The organism is Chloroflexota bacterium (assembly GCA_026389585.1).
GTDB lineage: Bacteria > Chloroflexota > Dehalococcoidia > UBA2247 > RBG-13-53-26 > JAPLHP01.
The window spans coordinates 1-14,009 of the sequence record JAPLHP010000046.1 but is presented as its reverse complement, the minus strand read 5'-3'; the positions used below and the strand labels follow the sequence as shown (position 1 = coordinate 14,009).

Sequence of the window (14,009 nt, the reverse complement as noted above, 5' to 3'; positions counted from 1 at the left end):
CCTGCTCCTGGAGCCCTTAAAAGACGGCGGGACAGAAGCTCATGTCCCCGATGTTCGCAGAATGCTCTTGGGCGCCTACGGTGAGTTTGGATGGGATGCAACGACTGGGCGGCCAAGCCCGGAAACGCTGGAGAAGATGGGGTTGTCCTTTTGCCTCTGAACCAGAATTGCCGTGGCTGGTTGCCAGTTTCGGCCTAGGAGGGTGGGTCACCACTCGGACAACGCGGATAAGTTAGGCACAAAACAACCGTTCGCTTGCGCCCAGCCTAGCTTTGGGCAAATAGTCGTGACCCAAGCTCCTAGTATCTGACCGATTTCCCGTACTTCTCTCTGAGCTCCTTCTTCAGCACTTTCCCCATGGCGTTGCGCGGTAAAGCATCCACGAAGTCCACCGACTTCGGCTTCTTGTAGCTGGCCAGATGGGACTTGCAGAACTCGATGACCTCCTCTTGAGTCACCGTCTCGCCTGGTTTGCGAACAACTACGGCCTTGACTGACTCACCCCATTCCTGGTCAAAAACCCCGATAACGGCACATTCCATGATCTTTGGATTCTTAGAGAGTACCGCCTCGACCTCAGCCGGATAGATGTTCTCTGCGCCGCTGACTATCATATCCTTCTTTCGATCGACGATGTATATGTAACCTTGCTCATCCTGCTTCACCAAATCGCCACCGTGGAACCACCCGCCTCTCATGGACTCCGCCGTGGCTTTCGGGTCTTTGTAGTATTCCTTCATCACTGTGGGCGAGCGATACACTGCTTCACCGACGGCACCCGCAGGGACGTCGTTGTCTTCGTCGTCCACAACGCGTATCTCAATGAAGGGCAGGATCTTGCCTACTGATGTCTCTCGCCCCTCGGTCTCACTGGGCAGGAGACCGGCGACCAATGCGCTCATCTCAGTCTGGCCGAACAGGTCGAAAATCTTCACATTGGGGAAGTACTTCTTGATTTGTTTCCGCGTCTCTGTGGGCAGAATTGATCCTGACGAACCCCACACCTGCAAAGAACTGGTATCGTATTTGCCAAGATCGGGCACCATGAGAACAAAGGCCGTCATCACGGGCACCAGAACAACGGCATTGATCTTCTCCTTTTCTATCGTCTCCATGATGTACACCGGATCGAAGACCTTAGTCGGCAGCACTACTGTCGCACCTACGAAGAACATGAACTGGCAGAAGCCGAAGGACGCCAGGTGAAATATGGGCGGAGCGCCTAACGCCCGGAAGTTCCAGAGGTTAGACATGCCGGGTTCAGTCAGCACAAAGGAGGCCCCCAGCATCCACAGCACCATCTCGTTCCTGTGAGTTATGATTGCGCCCTTTGGCCTGCCAGTGGTTCCAGCGGTGTACATTATGAACAGCGGGTCGTCTTCATCAACAAGAATGAGAGGTTCATCGTCGGAATATCCCGAAATCCATTTCTCGAAGTTCAGCATCCCTTCCACCGGCTTCTCACCGAGGGATATGTAGGTCTTTACCTGGGGCAGATTCTTCTGGATTCCCTTGACGGTTTCCAAGAAATCCTCCCCGGCAATCAAAGCCTTCGCATCAGACTGGCTTGCGATGTACGTCATCTCCTCCGGATGCAGTCGCCAGTTGATCGGCACAGCCACGCCGCCAATCTTGGCGAGAGCGAAGTAGGTTTCCATGAACTGGTTACAGTTGTAGGCCAGAATGGCTACTTTGTCATTCTTCGTGACACCCAGGTCCATCAAAGCATGGGCCAGTCGATTGATGCGGGCATTCAGTTGTCTGTAGGTTAGACGAGTATCGCCATACACCAGTGCCTCTTTGTTGGGGAACTTGCGCGAGTTGCGCGCCATCATCTCTCCCAGAAGGAGCCTTCTCCCCAGTTCCTGCCGTATCGCTTGTTTCCCTTTCATTAGTCACCTCCCTATCTTTTTTTGTCGGACGTGGCCGCGATGCTGAGACTGCTGCTTATGTTTCAAGGCTGATTGCCTCATCTTAGACAGAACAGATTCAAGTGCTGGCGGAAACGAACAGTGTAGGAATTGCACAGGAACTGGAATGATTCCATACCACGTGTTACTCATTTACCATAAGGCAGTCTTAGATGTCAATAGCGAGTTCGATCGCGGAGAACGGACTGGAGGGACACTGATCTACCATCACTCTACACTACGGAGCCCAATCTGCGAGCCAAGCGTTTCCCGAAGGCGATTAGAGTCCAGACCGGAGGGAGCCCCAATGGTTCGGGGATGATACTAGAGTCACATACATAAAGGTTCCCTATTTGAGTCTCCAGTTCAGCATCAATTACTTGTCCAATGCGAGCTGTCCCCCCAGGATGCGCTGCTCCCACCGGCGCTGTATAGATGGACCGCGGGTCAGCCCCCGCCCCCTTCAGTATCTTCTCCGCGATACTGGCTCCTTTGTCGAGCTTGTCACGTTCTTCGTCCGTAATCGGCTTGGAGATGGTGCCATCAGGGTTCACCCGCCCACTCAGCCCATCCCTGACCTTAGTCATTATCCCAATGGTGCTTCCATACCCAAGAATCTTGGGAAGATACTTCCATCCTTTCCAATAGGCATTCAAGAGATAGAAAGCCCAAGGATAAGCTAGGTCGGTCATGACAATACCCTCGGGCGCATACTCCAGAGTGCCCGCGGTCATAGGGATATCTCGCGTAGAGCTAGGGCCCTTACAGTTGCCATAGGTGATGATCAGGGGATCAACAAAGAGCCCCTGTCCGGCGTCGGATATACCAGCACGTTGCAGAAGCACAGGGGTAGCCATCCCTCCCGCTGCCAGGACTGTGCTCTTGGCCTCAACCGTGAGCTGGCCCTTTGGAGTCAATGCCCTGACCCCTACAGCTTGTTTGTTCTCAACTAGAACCTCCTGCACTTGAGCCTGATTCAGGAGAGTGGCTCCACTGTCAACAGCTTCCTGAACATATTTCCGGGCTGTCCATATGGCACCTCTTGAGCATCCCAGCATACAGTGAGGGCATTTCAGCTCACACCTCTCAGCGTCAATGAACTTGTCCAGCGGATTCCAATTAAGCCCGAGATCGCGCGCCGCCTCCATTATTCGCCGCGATGCGGGACCGACCAGTCTCTCAGGAAGAGGCTTAATGCCGATTTCCTGCCGCGCCTCTTCCGCGAACTTGCTAAGATCAATCCCGTATTTGGCTTTGATCCAGTCTGGGGGTGGTACCGCTGTTCCGCAGTAGATAACGCTCGAACCACCCGTTGTCAAAGCTCTACCTACTCTCACCCCTTCTTTGGGGAACAGCAGGCTTCGTTTGTCAATGATGAAGAATGTGCTCAAGATATTGCCGGTCCATTTGGGGTTCTTCCCACGTTCTAGAATGACAACCTTCTTCCCTTGCTTAGCCAGCTCTCGCGCGACAGTGGCTCCCCCAGGTCCTGAACCCACTACCACAACATCCGTCTGAAGCTTCCGAGTCTGATCTTTCATGATGTTGCTCCCATCATCGATTCGCTCTGCCAATCCTAACTGATGACCTCAAGCGTTTCCCTTAGGAAATCGACATCCAGAGGATCGCCCTTAGATTGGTCTCTAACCAGGCTCAAGGCTTGCTGTTTGCACTTCTCTGTGCAAAGCCCACACCCCATGCAAGCGGCATAATCATAGATGCGCACATTATCTGGGCTAAAGGTTATGGCATTGAACATGCATATCTCACCGCACTTCTTGCATGACCTGCATTTATTTGCATCATGAATCACAGAATAACCAGACGGGGCGATGTTGGAGAGAGTCCTATCGAATCTCTGAGCTATGCGCATGGCTTCGATGCCGCCACAGCAGCACGAACAACAAGAGCAGATGACGCCAGTTCTCCCCCCAGTGGCCAATTTGAACCATGCTGTGGTAATGCAACCTCGCTCGCGGGCATCCCTGATTATTCTGAGCGCTTCAACCTGGCTGACTTTCCTAACATGGTACTTCTGGCCGTGTTCGAGCCAGAATTCTGCTGTGGTTCTTCCCACCGCCATGCATACATCCACAGGCTGACATGGTCTCTCCCTGGTAAGGCGACAAGGACAGTCCATGACTGCGATGAACTCGGGTTCCTTCAGAATGATCTGGTTTGCATAGTGAAACGGGATTATGCGCTCGCTCTTATCCGGGCCGATTATCAAATCCTTGTTTAGGGTGATGATCTTGTGGACATCGCTTGCGGTCAGCACCTTGGCATGGTAGCGTGAAAAGACGAATCTGAATGCGTAACGCAGTCCCTTCAACCATAGGAACTTGCTTGCCAAGAAACGGCCAGTCTTGAGGAAAAGAGACACGTAAAGACGGTAGTATACGAAGTAGATATAATTGTGGATGGCGCGATCTGCACGCCATCCGTGCATCTTAATGACATTTCTGGTCGACTTCTTCATATTGCTGAATCTCCGGTTTTGTTGAGAGAAAAGCTTATTGAAGCTGCATTATGTGTACATTATACAGCAGGAATGATACCGCAAATCTGCGCCAAACCCAAAACTACCATAGGTGAGGTGGCAACATGCTACGGGACTTGATAGAAAAGAATAGAAGCTACCGACGCTTCTGGCAGGAAACTGCTGTCGATTATGAGACATTGCGACAACTTGTTGACCTTGCCCGGCTTTCAGCTTCAGCGGGAAACATGCAGCCACTTAGATACATTCTGTCCTGCGACCCGAAGAAGAACTCCCTCGTGTTTCAGAACCTTTCCTGGGCTCGCTCTATTGAGAATTGGCCAGGCCCTCCCGAGGGCGAAAGACCGTCTGCATACATCGTAATCCTTGAAGACAAACAAGTAGAGCATCCCCTGCATTGTGACCACGGGATAGCTGCCCAGAGCATGCTTCTGGGTGCGACTGGGAAGGGTCTGGGAGGTTGCATAATCGGAGCCATCAATAAGCCAAACCTGCGCCAAGTGCTCATAATACCAGATCGCTACGAGATCCTACTTGTATTCGCGCTTGGTAAGCCTAAGGAAAAGGTGGTAGTTGAGAGCCTTGAGCCTAGCGGATGCACAAAATACTGGCGTGATAGCGAAGAAGTACATCATGTGCCGAAGCGGACACTAGGGGATGTGATTCTCGATCCTTAGTAACAGCGATTATCTTCCCGGATAAAGTACAGCCAGTACCTTGGCTTCTTTACCACCGACGCATTTAACGAAATGCGGCTCACTGGAATCATAGTAGATGGCATCGCCGGGCTCGAGGTACTCTTTCTGTCCACCGACCTGTGCCATCATCTGTCCCTCAAGTACAAGCAGAAACTCCTGGCCATCGTGAGTAGATGGCTGGACTTCTTCAGCAGGTGTGAGGGTTATCATGAAGGGCTCCATGAATCGGTTGGCTTTCTCTGGGGCCAGGGATTCGTAGAAGTAGCCATAGCGCTCGCTTCTCTTGCCAAAATGGCGCGAGGTTTCTTTGCGTTGATCGGCACGAACCACAGTCATGGGTTTGTCAGTCCCTGGCGAAATGAAGAAACTCATTCTGGTTTCTAAAGCCTTCCCGAGCTTCACCAGTTCTCCAAGAGGGGGGATCATCTCGTTTGCTTCTATGCGTTTCAGAACATCCGTATCTATCCCCGTCCGATTGCTGAGTTCTCGAATTGTGAGGTGGTGTATCTCGCGAGTTTCCCTGATCCTATCCCCCAGAGATTCTCTTTCCTTCGAGCCAGCCTTTGCGCGATCCGTCGGAGTAGGATGCGTAATGAAATCCTCAGCCTTGTCGTTTGTGCGCTTGCGTTTCCCTTCCTCTTTCTCCATTTTGCTCCCCTCTTCCTACATACCTCTACCCGCTACGCCGATATTTCTGGCGATTACAATCCTCAAGATCTCCGATGTGCCCTCTCCGATCTCGATCAGTCTCTGATCACGATAGAGTCTCTCGACCCGGAAGTCCTTCATCAAGCCGTAGCCTCCGTGCAATTGCACTGCGCTATGCACGCACCTGTGCATCACCTCAGAACAGTACAGCTTGGCCATGGCCGCTTCCAGGCTGAAGGGGCGCTTCTTTTCAAGAAGCCAGCACGCCTTGTATAGGAGATTCCTGGCTGCTTCGATCTCCAGCGCCATATCCGCGAGCTTGAACGCATTAACCTGAAAAGAACTCACCGGTCGGCCGAATTGGATCCGCGAGTTGGCATACTGCAGAGCCAGTTCGAATGCGCCCTGAGAACCGCCGAGCCCCATGGCAGCGATGCTCAGACGTCCCCTGTCCAAGGTGGCCAGCATCTGATGTAGGCCGTCCCCTCTACTACCCAGGAGATTCTCTTCCGGTACTGCGCAATCATCAAAAAACAGTTCCCCGGTGTTGGATGCCCGCCACATCATCTTCCCTTTCATCTCTTTGGCGGTGAAGCCGGGGGCATCAGCGGGAACAAGTATGCAACTCAGTTCCGGCTTCCCATCGGCACGACGTCCGGTTACACCCTGCACTATCACCACTCCTGTCAGCCGGCATGCCGAGTTTGTGATGAAGATCTTCTTTCCGTTTATGACCCATCTCCCGTTGCGGAGATCCACTGTGGTTCTGGAGTTCCCGGCATCAGAACCAGCCTCAGGCTCCGTCAGACCGAACGCGGCCAGCATCTCCCCCGAACACAGCTTCGGAAGCCACCTGCTCTTCTGCGTCTCGTTGCCGAACTGGTAGATTGGCCCGACTCCCAATGAATTCGCTGCGGCGATAGTGGCCGCCTGGGAACCGTCAATTCTGGCCAGTTCCTCCACGGCGATGGTATACGAAACGTATCCCATGCCCGCCCCGCCATACTTCTCTGAAACGCAACAGCCTAGAAGACCTATTCTGGCCATCTTCTGCGTGAGTTCCACCGAGAATTCCTCGCGTTCATCCAGTCTCTGCGCCACTGGTGCTATTTCACTCTCGGCGAAATCCCGCACAGCCCGACGTGTCAGGTCTTGTTCCTCTGTTAGATCGAAATCCAACGCCATTAGTTACGCCTCTGAACTAGGACTCTCTGCTGCTTACCCTGGATGCAGGCAGCGCCTCCGGCTGCCATTTGCCACTATCGACATCGTCCTGATTCTGCCTACTGTTTTCGGGCCTTGTCCTACGTCGGTTGAGGATGTCCAATACCCAGAGTTGTGCTCGAAGAGGCGGGGCTGATATCTCGAAGTCGCTGCCGCTACACCCGCGGGCATATTTGCCCTCCCCCAACCTTGTATGAGATTCTGGGCAGTTGCTCTAGCCCCAGTGTAACAAAGGGTACATGTTGCGTCAATAGACTTGTGGTAGTTCTAGGATAATGACACCCATCAGTGGTTCAGTGAAGATGTCCCCCTGTGAGAAGGGGGAGAATCTTGTTCAACCACGAGATGCAGCAGCAATTGATGGGACAGTGCTGTGCAGCTTGCCCTCGGTATCATACCGGTCCATAATTCTGCTAATGAAAGACCGGGGGGTCAGAACCTCCCGAAACAGGGCAAGAGACAGACATAGCCTCGCACCTCGGGTTACTAGAAGAACTCGAAGCGAGGAGAGAAGCAGGGTGTGAGATGAGAAGACTGATCGATCTGAGCGTGCCCACGGAATCCAGTCCCAGTGAACCCCTTCCGGTGGAGGTGAGACATCAGGGACATCGGCTAAGCGTCGAGGTCATGAAGTCTTTCTTCGGGTGCAACGAGAGGGATCTGCCCGACGGGCTGGGCTGGGCCAATGACGCGGTGAACATTATTTCCCATTCTGGAACCCATGTCGATGCACCCTGGCATTATTCCCCTGTGTGCGAGGGCAAGAAGGCCAGGACCATCGATGAGATGCCGCTGGAGTGGTTCTATGGCGATGGCGTGGTATTGGACATGAGACACAAGCCGCGCGGCTCGGGCGTAAGCGTTGACGACCTTAAGAGAGCTTTGACTGGAGTCAAATACGATATCAAGCCCTGGGACATCGTCCTGATACAGACTGGCGCGGATAAACTGTGGGGGAGACGGGAGTATTTCGAAGCCGGGTGTGGTATGACCAGGGATTCCACGATCTGGCTGATAGAGAAGGGCGTCAGGGTGATGGGAATTGATGCCTGGGGGTGGGACCGACCGTTTTGGGCCTTAAAGGAAGAGTTCGCTCGGACAGGCGAGAAAGGCTTGCTGTGGGGAGCACATTATGCCGGCATAGAGAAGGAGTATTGTCATATCGAGAAACTGGCCAATCTGGACCAGCTTCCACGCCCCTTTGGTTTCAAAGTAGTCTGCTTCCCGGTCAAACTTACCGGCGGAAGCGCTGCCTGGAGCCGCGTGGTGGCCATGGTGGAGGATTGAAGCATGCCCCCAAGCTACGAGCCAACAAGCTAGCTGCGGCCACGCCTGCATGGTCGTCACTTCTTGACGCTACGTTTCAGATCTGCTCGAACCCTTGGGGCGTCTAGAACTTCACCTTGTCGCCGCCCTTGAGCCCCAGCATCTGCCTGGCGTCATCGGGCGTGGCGATTTCCTTTTCGAAGAGCTCCGCGATCTTGACAATCTTCTCCACCAGCTCCGCGTTGCTCTTTGCCAGCACATTGTGCTTCACGTATATGTTGTCTTCCATCCCTACTCTCACGTGGCCACCCATGGCCATCGCCACCGCTCCAAGATGGAACTCCGCGGGATAGCCGACGCCGATGACGGACCAGGTGAAGTTGCCTGCACCCAGCCATCGGAGCGTTTCCGTCTGAAGGTGCATGAGTTCGTATGGTGTGGCCATTGAACCCCCCAAAACTCCGAGGACATACTGTATATGCATCGGCAGACCCAGTTGTCCTGCTCTGATCAGGAAGCCTGCGTTAGCGATTCCATTTGTACCGTAGACTTCGACCTCCGGCTTGACATTGTGCTTCTTCATGGCCGTGGTGAAGACTTCCAGGTCGGCGAAGGTGTTCTTGAAAACGTAGTCCTTCGACGCCTCCATTACGAATTTCTCCCAGGGGTATTTAAATTCTTTGATCCTCTCTACGAGCGGGAAGACGGCGAAGTTCATGCTCTCAACGTCCAGGGAGCACATTTCGGGCTCAAACTCGGGGACAACTGCTATTCTCTGGTCTGCGGTCATCCCAAAACCGCCGCCGGTGGTGGGGCAGATCACTACGTTGCATTTCTCCTTGATCTTGGTGAGGGTTTCCTTCCAGATCTTCAAATCGGCTGTTGAACTGCCGTCCTCTGGTTTTCTGACGTGGACGTGTACCACCGCCGCTCCAGCTTTGTACGCTCTGTATGCTTCATCAGCTAGCTGGTCCGGAGTTATCGGCAGATAAGGTGTTTGGCATGGAGCCACCGCAGATCCTGTCAGAGCGCAGGTGATAATGGTTTTGGGCCAGCTTGCCATTTCTTCTAACCTCCTTCGTATTCTCCTGAAGTAGTCCAAGGCAACGGCAGCTCGCGCCTGCCGTGCCTACCCAGCCGGTTCGAAACCCCTGATGTCTGCCAATTCTCCCTTGGTTTGCTCCCGCCACTGTATCTTGACTTTGAGACCCTCCTTGAGATCCGCCGCCTTGACCCCTTCGGCAGGCAGGAACAGCAGGGAATCTGCCTCATCCAGCTTCACCGCTCCGATTGTCATGGGTTTCTCCAGATCCTGGAAGTTCCCATTGCCATCCATTTTGACGTGCGCTTTCGTATAGCTTACCAGCGTACCTTCGCCGGAGAGGTCAACCATGTTCTTCTCTTCGATTACGGCATGGCATCTGCCGCATCTGGACCTGGGGGGCACATAGGTGTATCCACACCCGGGGCATTTCGCTCCGAGGACTCTTCTGCCGGCTAGTGCCTGGATGAACCTCTGCATCGCCGGGCCTGTTGCCCAGTCAAAGCGGGCTGGGAACGGAAAGGTCTTCACCTCAACTATCTCGGATTTGCCTTCCATAGTCTCTGTCCCTCCCCCATCAGTTGATGGTCACGTCTGCCTATTGCTAGAGAGGCTCAACTCCTTCGACGTCGCCCAGGCCGCCCTTCAACTCTTGCGCCCAGACAACTTTGACCCTCATGCCTATGTGAACAGCTTTGGGCTCCGCATTCAGCAGGACGGTATCAGTATTCGAGTCAGAGCCATCGAACTTGACGAAGACCGGAATCACTATTTGCCCGTCTTTCACCAAGCCTGCTTCCACGGGATCCATGCCCAGAACCTTCAGTTTGCCTTTGTATATGGGGGGGCTGATCACGAAGCAGGTAATTGTCCCCCTGTCACTAACGGTCTTTCGCCCATCCATCTTGCGGTAACACCTTCCGCACAGGTTTCTGGGAGGCACAATGACCTTGGCGCAGCCGGGGCAAAACGAGCCGATCAGCTTCTTCTCTTTGAGACCCGCGCCATACTCTTCCAGCAGTCTGGAGCCCTTGTAGTGGTATGCGCCCAGATTCCATATGCCTTCCACACCTATTGTCGTCGGCCGTTCGTCCTTCAGGTATCCCATCTTCGTTACCTCCCGGGTGTATCCCCTAGAACTGTCACGGTGCTGTAGTTGGTTACGCCTCCCCAGCCGTGGGCGACGGCATTCCTCACCTTCTTGGGGACCTGATGCTCCTCTGCCTTCCCCATTATCTGGAGGGCGCACTCAAGAATGCGTTGCATGGCAGAGGACCCAATGGCATTGGTGGCGTTCACACCACCCGATGGGTCCAGGGGCATTATCCCGTCTATTTCTGTCTCGCCCCTCTCAAGAGCCATCCACGCGGTGCCCTCGTCAAAGAGGCCCAATCTTTCGGAAAAGAACAGCTCCTGGCTGGGGAACGGTTGATATACCTCCGCCATATCAATCTCCGTTCTTGGATCCCCTATTCCCGCCATCTTGTAGGCCTTCATGGCTGACAGCCAGCATCCCCTTTGTTCAGAGGGATCAGTCACTCCCACCCCACCGAAATTCTCACTCTGCAACTGGTTTTCCTCGTCCGTATACGAGGCGAGGCCCTTGAACCACGCCACTTGCTTACCTGTCTTCATGGCCAGGCTTTCGTCAGCGACGACAATGGCGGAGGCGCCGTCACTGGCCGGGCAGATGTGCCCATATCTGAACGGGTAGGTGACCATCTCTGTCTTGGCGATGTCCTCCGGCGTGCATCCCGGCCACTGAAGATGGGCATACTTGTTCTTGGCGGCATTTCGCCTGCACTTTGCCGCCACCATATCTAGGTGTTCGATCCGGCAGCCCGATCTATGCATGTAGAACACCGCCTGATATACGGCGACTCCGGCGGCTGCTCCCACCACCGAGGTGGCCACCAAATTCTTGAGACTCAGACCGTAACTGGCGGCGTGGAAGAAGTTGCCGAGCCCTACATGGAGAAGACCGGTCGTAGCACCGGCCTCCTTGCTGTCCGAATGCTTCTCCCAGGCGACAGCCACCACCAGATCGTGAAGTCCCGAGGCCACAACATAGTAACCACCCTGACCGACTGATCCCCCGGTGGTTCCACCGGTGGCGATCCTGATGACCGGTTTCCCCGCGGCGCCAATCGATTCCCCGATCCATTGTTCTGGCTGGGCGACACCACCGAACCCCGGCATATTGCCCACCACAAAGGCGTCGACATCACGCCTACTGACCTGGGCATCTTCCAGCGCATTATAGACCGCTTCTGATACCATTTCGGCAACGTTGACGTCTCTCCGCCTACTCGAGTGTTTGGTTTGCCCACAGCCGATTATGGCAACATTTCTTCTCTTCATGATCCGTTGCCTCCCAACACGAGAACCGTATTCTTTTGAGCACACATCCCGAATTGCCCATGGGCCAGAGCTCTCTTGACCTTGGGCACCTGATAGCCAACCGCCTCCCCTCTTATTTGCTTGGCTGCTTCTACCACCCTTATCAACCCGGTGGCACAGACGGGGTCAGCACCCAGTGCACCACCGCTTGGATTCACCGGAAGCTTACCTCCCTTGGCGGTTGTCCCCTTCTCAAGCAACTTCTTTCCCTCACCCTCCCGGCACAGGCCAAGGGCTTCGTATATCATCAGTTCCTCATGGGCAAATTTCTCGGAGACCTCAGCGACATCCAGCTCGGATGACGGGTCCTTTATGCCGGCCATTTTGTACGCCGTCTTGGCGGCCGCCTGCAGCGAATCGAGTCTCTGGAGGTTTCGGTCACGAAGATAGGCATCCTGACAGCTACCGATCCCTTCTATCCACACCGGTTTGCCGGTGATCTTCTTGGCCTTCTCCTCCGAGGCCAGTATCACCGCACACGCGCCGTCGCTGATGGGAGACATCATCAGTTCTCTGATGGGATCACAGAGCACCTTCGAGCCCATCACCTCCTCCACGGTCACCTTCGGCATCTTTCTGTGTGCGTTGGGGTTAGCGGCGGCGTTGGAGATGTTCTTGACGGCCACCATGGCTAGATGCTCCTCGGACACACCGTGACTGTGCATGCACATCCTCGCCTGCAAAGCGGCAGCCGCAATGTCATTGAGCACACCTATTTGCCGGTCGAACTGCGGGTCGAGGGTGTAGCAGCTTACTTGATGCGGATTCATGGTAGAGCCCTGGGTATGCGCCTCTACTAAGGCCACATCATGGGTGCCGGCGAGGATTCTCATCAGGGCATAGTAGAGCGCAAAGGTCCCGTCTTCCTCCACCTTAGACTCATCCTTCATGAAAGCTCCGACAGCCATGCTGAGAAAGACGCTTGAAATAGTCCTCCCATCCAGGAAATCCGTGGAGGCGGTGATGACTGTGTCCAGATCCTCTCTTAGGATGCCGGCATGGCGCAAGGCTTCCTTGCAGACTTCGAAGACCATGTCCTCTCTGGTCTTCTGCATATTATGCTGGTGATGAGACTGAGCATATCCGACTATGGCCACTCTTCTCCGCATTTTCACCTCCTCACAATCCAGGGGATGAACACTCTAGGCTCGAGAGTAGTGAACGTCTTGACAGGTCTTGGCACCCTGACTCCCCCTAATTCCAGGCCGAGGATGCATTCCACTATCGCCAAGTGGAATTGCATGGTATCCCAAATATCATCTGGCTGTCAATCTGTCCAACCATGGTAGGGGCCCCTTCTGGGTTCCTGCTTTTGGATCGCCTAGCCGAGCATCATGAGGACCATGTGCCCATTGTGGAATGTGCTTTGAAATCAGACCTCAAAGTGCGATACCACGGACTATCCAACTCACCCTGTCCTTCTTGTCACGCAGCATCGCGCCAAACATGCTCCCTCTCCGACTACCACTTGGACAGCACGTCCTTCCAGTAGTCATAGATCTTGGTGTATCCAGCTCTGGACATGGCTCTGACCAGCGGGTTCAAACGGCCTTTCTCTGGCCCCAGTTCCCTTATCGCATCCTGCTCGGACGAGACAAAGATGGGCCACCCTCCAACGAAGTCCACCATCTCCAGTGGACCCATCGGAAGATTGTAACCCAGTTTCAGGGCTTTGTCTATCTCCTCTGGTGGAGCCACTCTCTCCCAGACCATCTGAGCGGCCTCCATAATCATGGGGGTGTAGGCCCGGTTGGCTAAAAATCCATAGCTGGTGTCCTTGCAGACCACCGGTTCCTTTCCGAGCTCGCGCACCAGTGCGCAAGCGGTGTCAAGAGTATCATCGGAGGTGCGGGCCCCCCTGGTCACCTCCACCAGCCGCATCCTGTTAACGGGGTTGAAGAAATGCATCCCCACCACGCGTTCTGGCCTGGCGGTAGCCGAGGCCATCTCCGAGATGTTTTGAAAGGATGTGTTCGAGGCTAGAACTGCATCTTGTGGTGCATGCTTGTCCATCCTCTGGAAGACGTCCTTCTTGAGAACCATCCTCTCGGGGACAGCTTCTATTCCGAAACCGATTTCCCTGACTGCCTCCTCAATGGCAGTGAATCCTCTGATTCGCCCCATTGTTGCCGCTTTCTCCTCCGGACTCATCTTGCCCTTGGACACAAGGAAACGGTCCAGCCTGGCATCTATCCCACGTAAACCCTGTTTCACCAGTTCGTCGGTGGCGTCTACGGCTGCCACCTCGATCTTCCCGAGTGCCAGGATTTCGGCCAACTGAGACCCCATCATACCCATGCCGATCACAGCCGCTTTGCTGA

The 14,009-nt window shown here is 54.4% G+C and carries 13 protein-coding genes; 2 read left to right on the top strand and 11 right to left on the bottom strand.

The features are described from left to right. Positions 1 to 299 precede the first annotated feature (299 nt). The 3 genes from NTZ04_03955 to NTZ04_03945 form a co-directional block, all read right to left on the bottom strand. Complete coding sequence (locus tag NTZ04_03955; GenBank protein MCX5991470.1) at positions 300 to 1,892, bottom strand: long-chain-fatty-acid--CoA ligase; 1,593 nt, start codon at positions 1,890 to 1,892, stop codon at positions 300 to 302. A gap of 251 nt (positions 1,893 to 2,143) precedes the next feature. Then, on the bottom strand, positions 2,144 to 3,451 hold the full coding sequence (locus tag NTZ04_03950) for an FAD-dependent oxidoreductase (GenBank protein MCX5991469.1): 1,308 nt from the start codon (positions 3,449 to 3,451) through the stop codon (positions 2,144 to 2,146). A 35-nt stretch (positions 3,452 to 3,486) separates the two neighbouring features. After that, a complete protein-coding gene (locus NTZ04_03945; protein ID MCX5991468.1) occupies positions 3,487 to 4,389 on the bottom strand; it encodes a 4Fe-4S ferredoxin in 903 nt (300 codons plus the stop codon). Positions 4,390 to 4,514: 125 nt separating this feature from the next. Here NTZ04_03945 and NTZ04_03940 point away from each other — a divergent pair, with 125 nt between their 5' ends. Beyond that, positions 4,515 to 5,087 (top strand): nitroreductase family protein, encoded by a 573-nt coding sequence (locus NTZ04_03940; GenBank protein ID MCX5991467.1) that lies wholly within the window; start codon positions 4,515 to 4,517, stop codon positions 5,085 to 5,087. 9 nt (positions 5,088 to 5,096) lie between these two features. On the opposite strand, the gene NTZ04_03935 is transcribed toward NTZ04_03940, so the two are convergent. Next, entirely contained in the window at positions 5,097 to 5,756 is a 660-nt protein-coding gene (locus NTZ04_03935; protein ID MCX5991466.1) for a cupin domain-containing protein, read from the bottom strand. Between the two features lie 15 nt (positions 5,757 to 5,771). Beyond that, entirely contained in the window at positions 5,772 to 6,935 is a 1,164-nt protein-coding gene (locus NTZ04_03930) for an acyl-CoA dehydrogenase family protein (GenBank protein MCX5991465.1), read from the bottom strand. A gap of 570 nt (positions 6,936 to 7,505) precedes the next feature. Here NTZ04_03930 and NTZ04_03925 point away from each other — a divergent pair. Next, complete coding sequence (locus NTZ04_03925; protein ID MCX5991464.1) at positions 7,506 to 8,267, top strand: cyclase family protein; 762 nt, start codon at positions 7,506 to 7,508, stop codon at positions 8,265 to 8,267. 103 nt (positions 8,268 to 8,370) lie between these two features. Here NTZ04_03925 and NTZ04_03920 read toward each other — a convergent pair whose 3' ends face one another. The 6 genes from NTZ04_03920 to NTZ04_03895 all read right to left on the bottom strand — a co-directional run. Further along, positions 8,371 to 9,309, bottom strand: a complete 939-nt coding sequence (locus NTZ04_03920; GenBank protein ID MCX5991463.1) for a 3-keto-5-aminohexanoate cleavage protein — start codon at positions 9,307 to 9,309, stop codon at positions 8,371 to 8,373. Positions 9,310 to 9,375: 66 nt separating this feature from the next. Continuing rightward, a complete protein-coding gene (locus tag NTZ04_03915) occupies positions 9,376 to 9,846 on the bottom strand; it encodes a Zn-ribbon domain-containing OB-fold protein (GenBank protein MCX5991462.1) in 471 nt (156 codons plus the stop codon). A gap of 46 nt (positions 9,847 to 9,892) precedes the next feature. Beyond that, positions 9,893 to 10,396 carry a zinc ribbon domain-containing protein gene (locus tag NTZ04_03910; protein ID MCX5991461.1) on the bottom strand — a complete coding sequence of 168 codons (504 nt, stop codon included), beginning with the start codon at positions 10,394 to 10,396 and terminating at the stop codon, positions 9,893 to 9,895. A gap of 5 nt (positions 10,397 to 10,401) precedes the next feature. Further along, entirely contained in the window at positions 10,402 to 11,649 is a 1,248-nt protein-coding gene (locus tag NTZ04_03905; protein MCX5991460.1) for a hypothetical protein, read from the bottom strand. Then, positions 11,646 to 12,797 (bottom strand): thiolase family protein, encoded by a 1,152-nt coding sequence (locus NTZ04_03900; GenBank protein ID MCX5991459.1) that lies wholly within the window; start codon positions 12,795 to 12,797, stop codon positions 11,646 to 11,648. Before NTZ04_03900 ends, NTZ04_03905 begins: the two co-directional genes overlap by 4 nt. 352 nt (positions 12,798 to 13,149) lie before the next feature. Next, a partial coding sequence (locus NTZ04_03895; protein MCX5991458.1) for a 3-hydroxyacyl-CoA dehydrogenase family protein occupies positions 13,150 to 14,009 on the bottom strand: 860 nt, incomplete at its 5' end.

What these genes read in the sequence shown, in the direction of transcription:
- NTZ04_03945 (MCX5991468.1), bottom strand. Translation starts at nt 4,389, where the DNA reads ATGAAGAAGTCGACCAGAAATGTCATTAAGATGCACGGATGGCGTGCA.
- NTZ04_03905 (MCX5991460.1), bottom strand. Translation starts at nt 11,649, where the DNA reads ATGAAGAGAAGAAATGTTGCCATAATCGGCTGTGGGCAAACCAAACAC.
- NTZ04_03900 (MCX5991459.1), bottom strand. Translation starts at nt 12,797, where the DNA reads ATGCGGAGAAGAGTGGCCATAGTCGGATATGCTCAGTCTCATCACCAG.
- NTZ04_03925 (MCX5991464.1), top strand. Translation starts at nt 7,506, where the DNA reads ATGAGAAGACTGATCGATCTGAGCGTGCCCACGGAATCCAGTCCCAGT.
- NTZ04_03915 (MCX5991462.1), bottom strand. Translation starts at nt 9,846, where the DNA reads ATGGAAGGCAAATCCGAGATAGTTGAGGTGAAGACCTTTCCGTTCCCA.
- NTZ04_03955 (MCX5991470.1), bottom strand. Translation starts at nt 1,892, where the DNA reads ATGAAAGGGAAACAAGCGATACGGCAGGAACTGGGGAGAAGGCTCCTT.
- NTZ04_03920 (MCX5991463.1), bottom strand. Translation starts at nt 9,309, where the DNA reads ATGGCAAGCTGGCCCAAAACCATTATCACCTGCGCTCTGACAGGATCT.
- NTZ04_03940 (MCX5991467.1), top strand. Translation starts at nt 4,515, where the DNA reads ATGCTACGGGACTTGATAGAAAAGAATAGAAGCTACCGACGCTTCTGG.
- NTZ04_03910 (MCX5991461.1), bottom strand. Translation starts at nt 10,396, where the DNA reads ATGGGATACCTGAAGGACGAACGGCCGACGACAATAGGTGTGGAAGGC.
- NTZ04_03935 (MCX5991466.1), bottom strand. Translation starts at nt 5,756, where the DNA reads ATGGAGAAAGAGGAAGGGAAACGCAAGCGCACAAACGACAAGGCTGAG.
- NTZ04_03950 (MCX5991469.1), bottom strand. Translation starts at nt 3,451, where the DNA reads ATGAAAGATCAGACTCGGAAGCTTCAGACGGATGTTGTGGTAGTGGGT.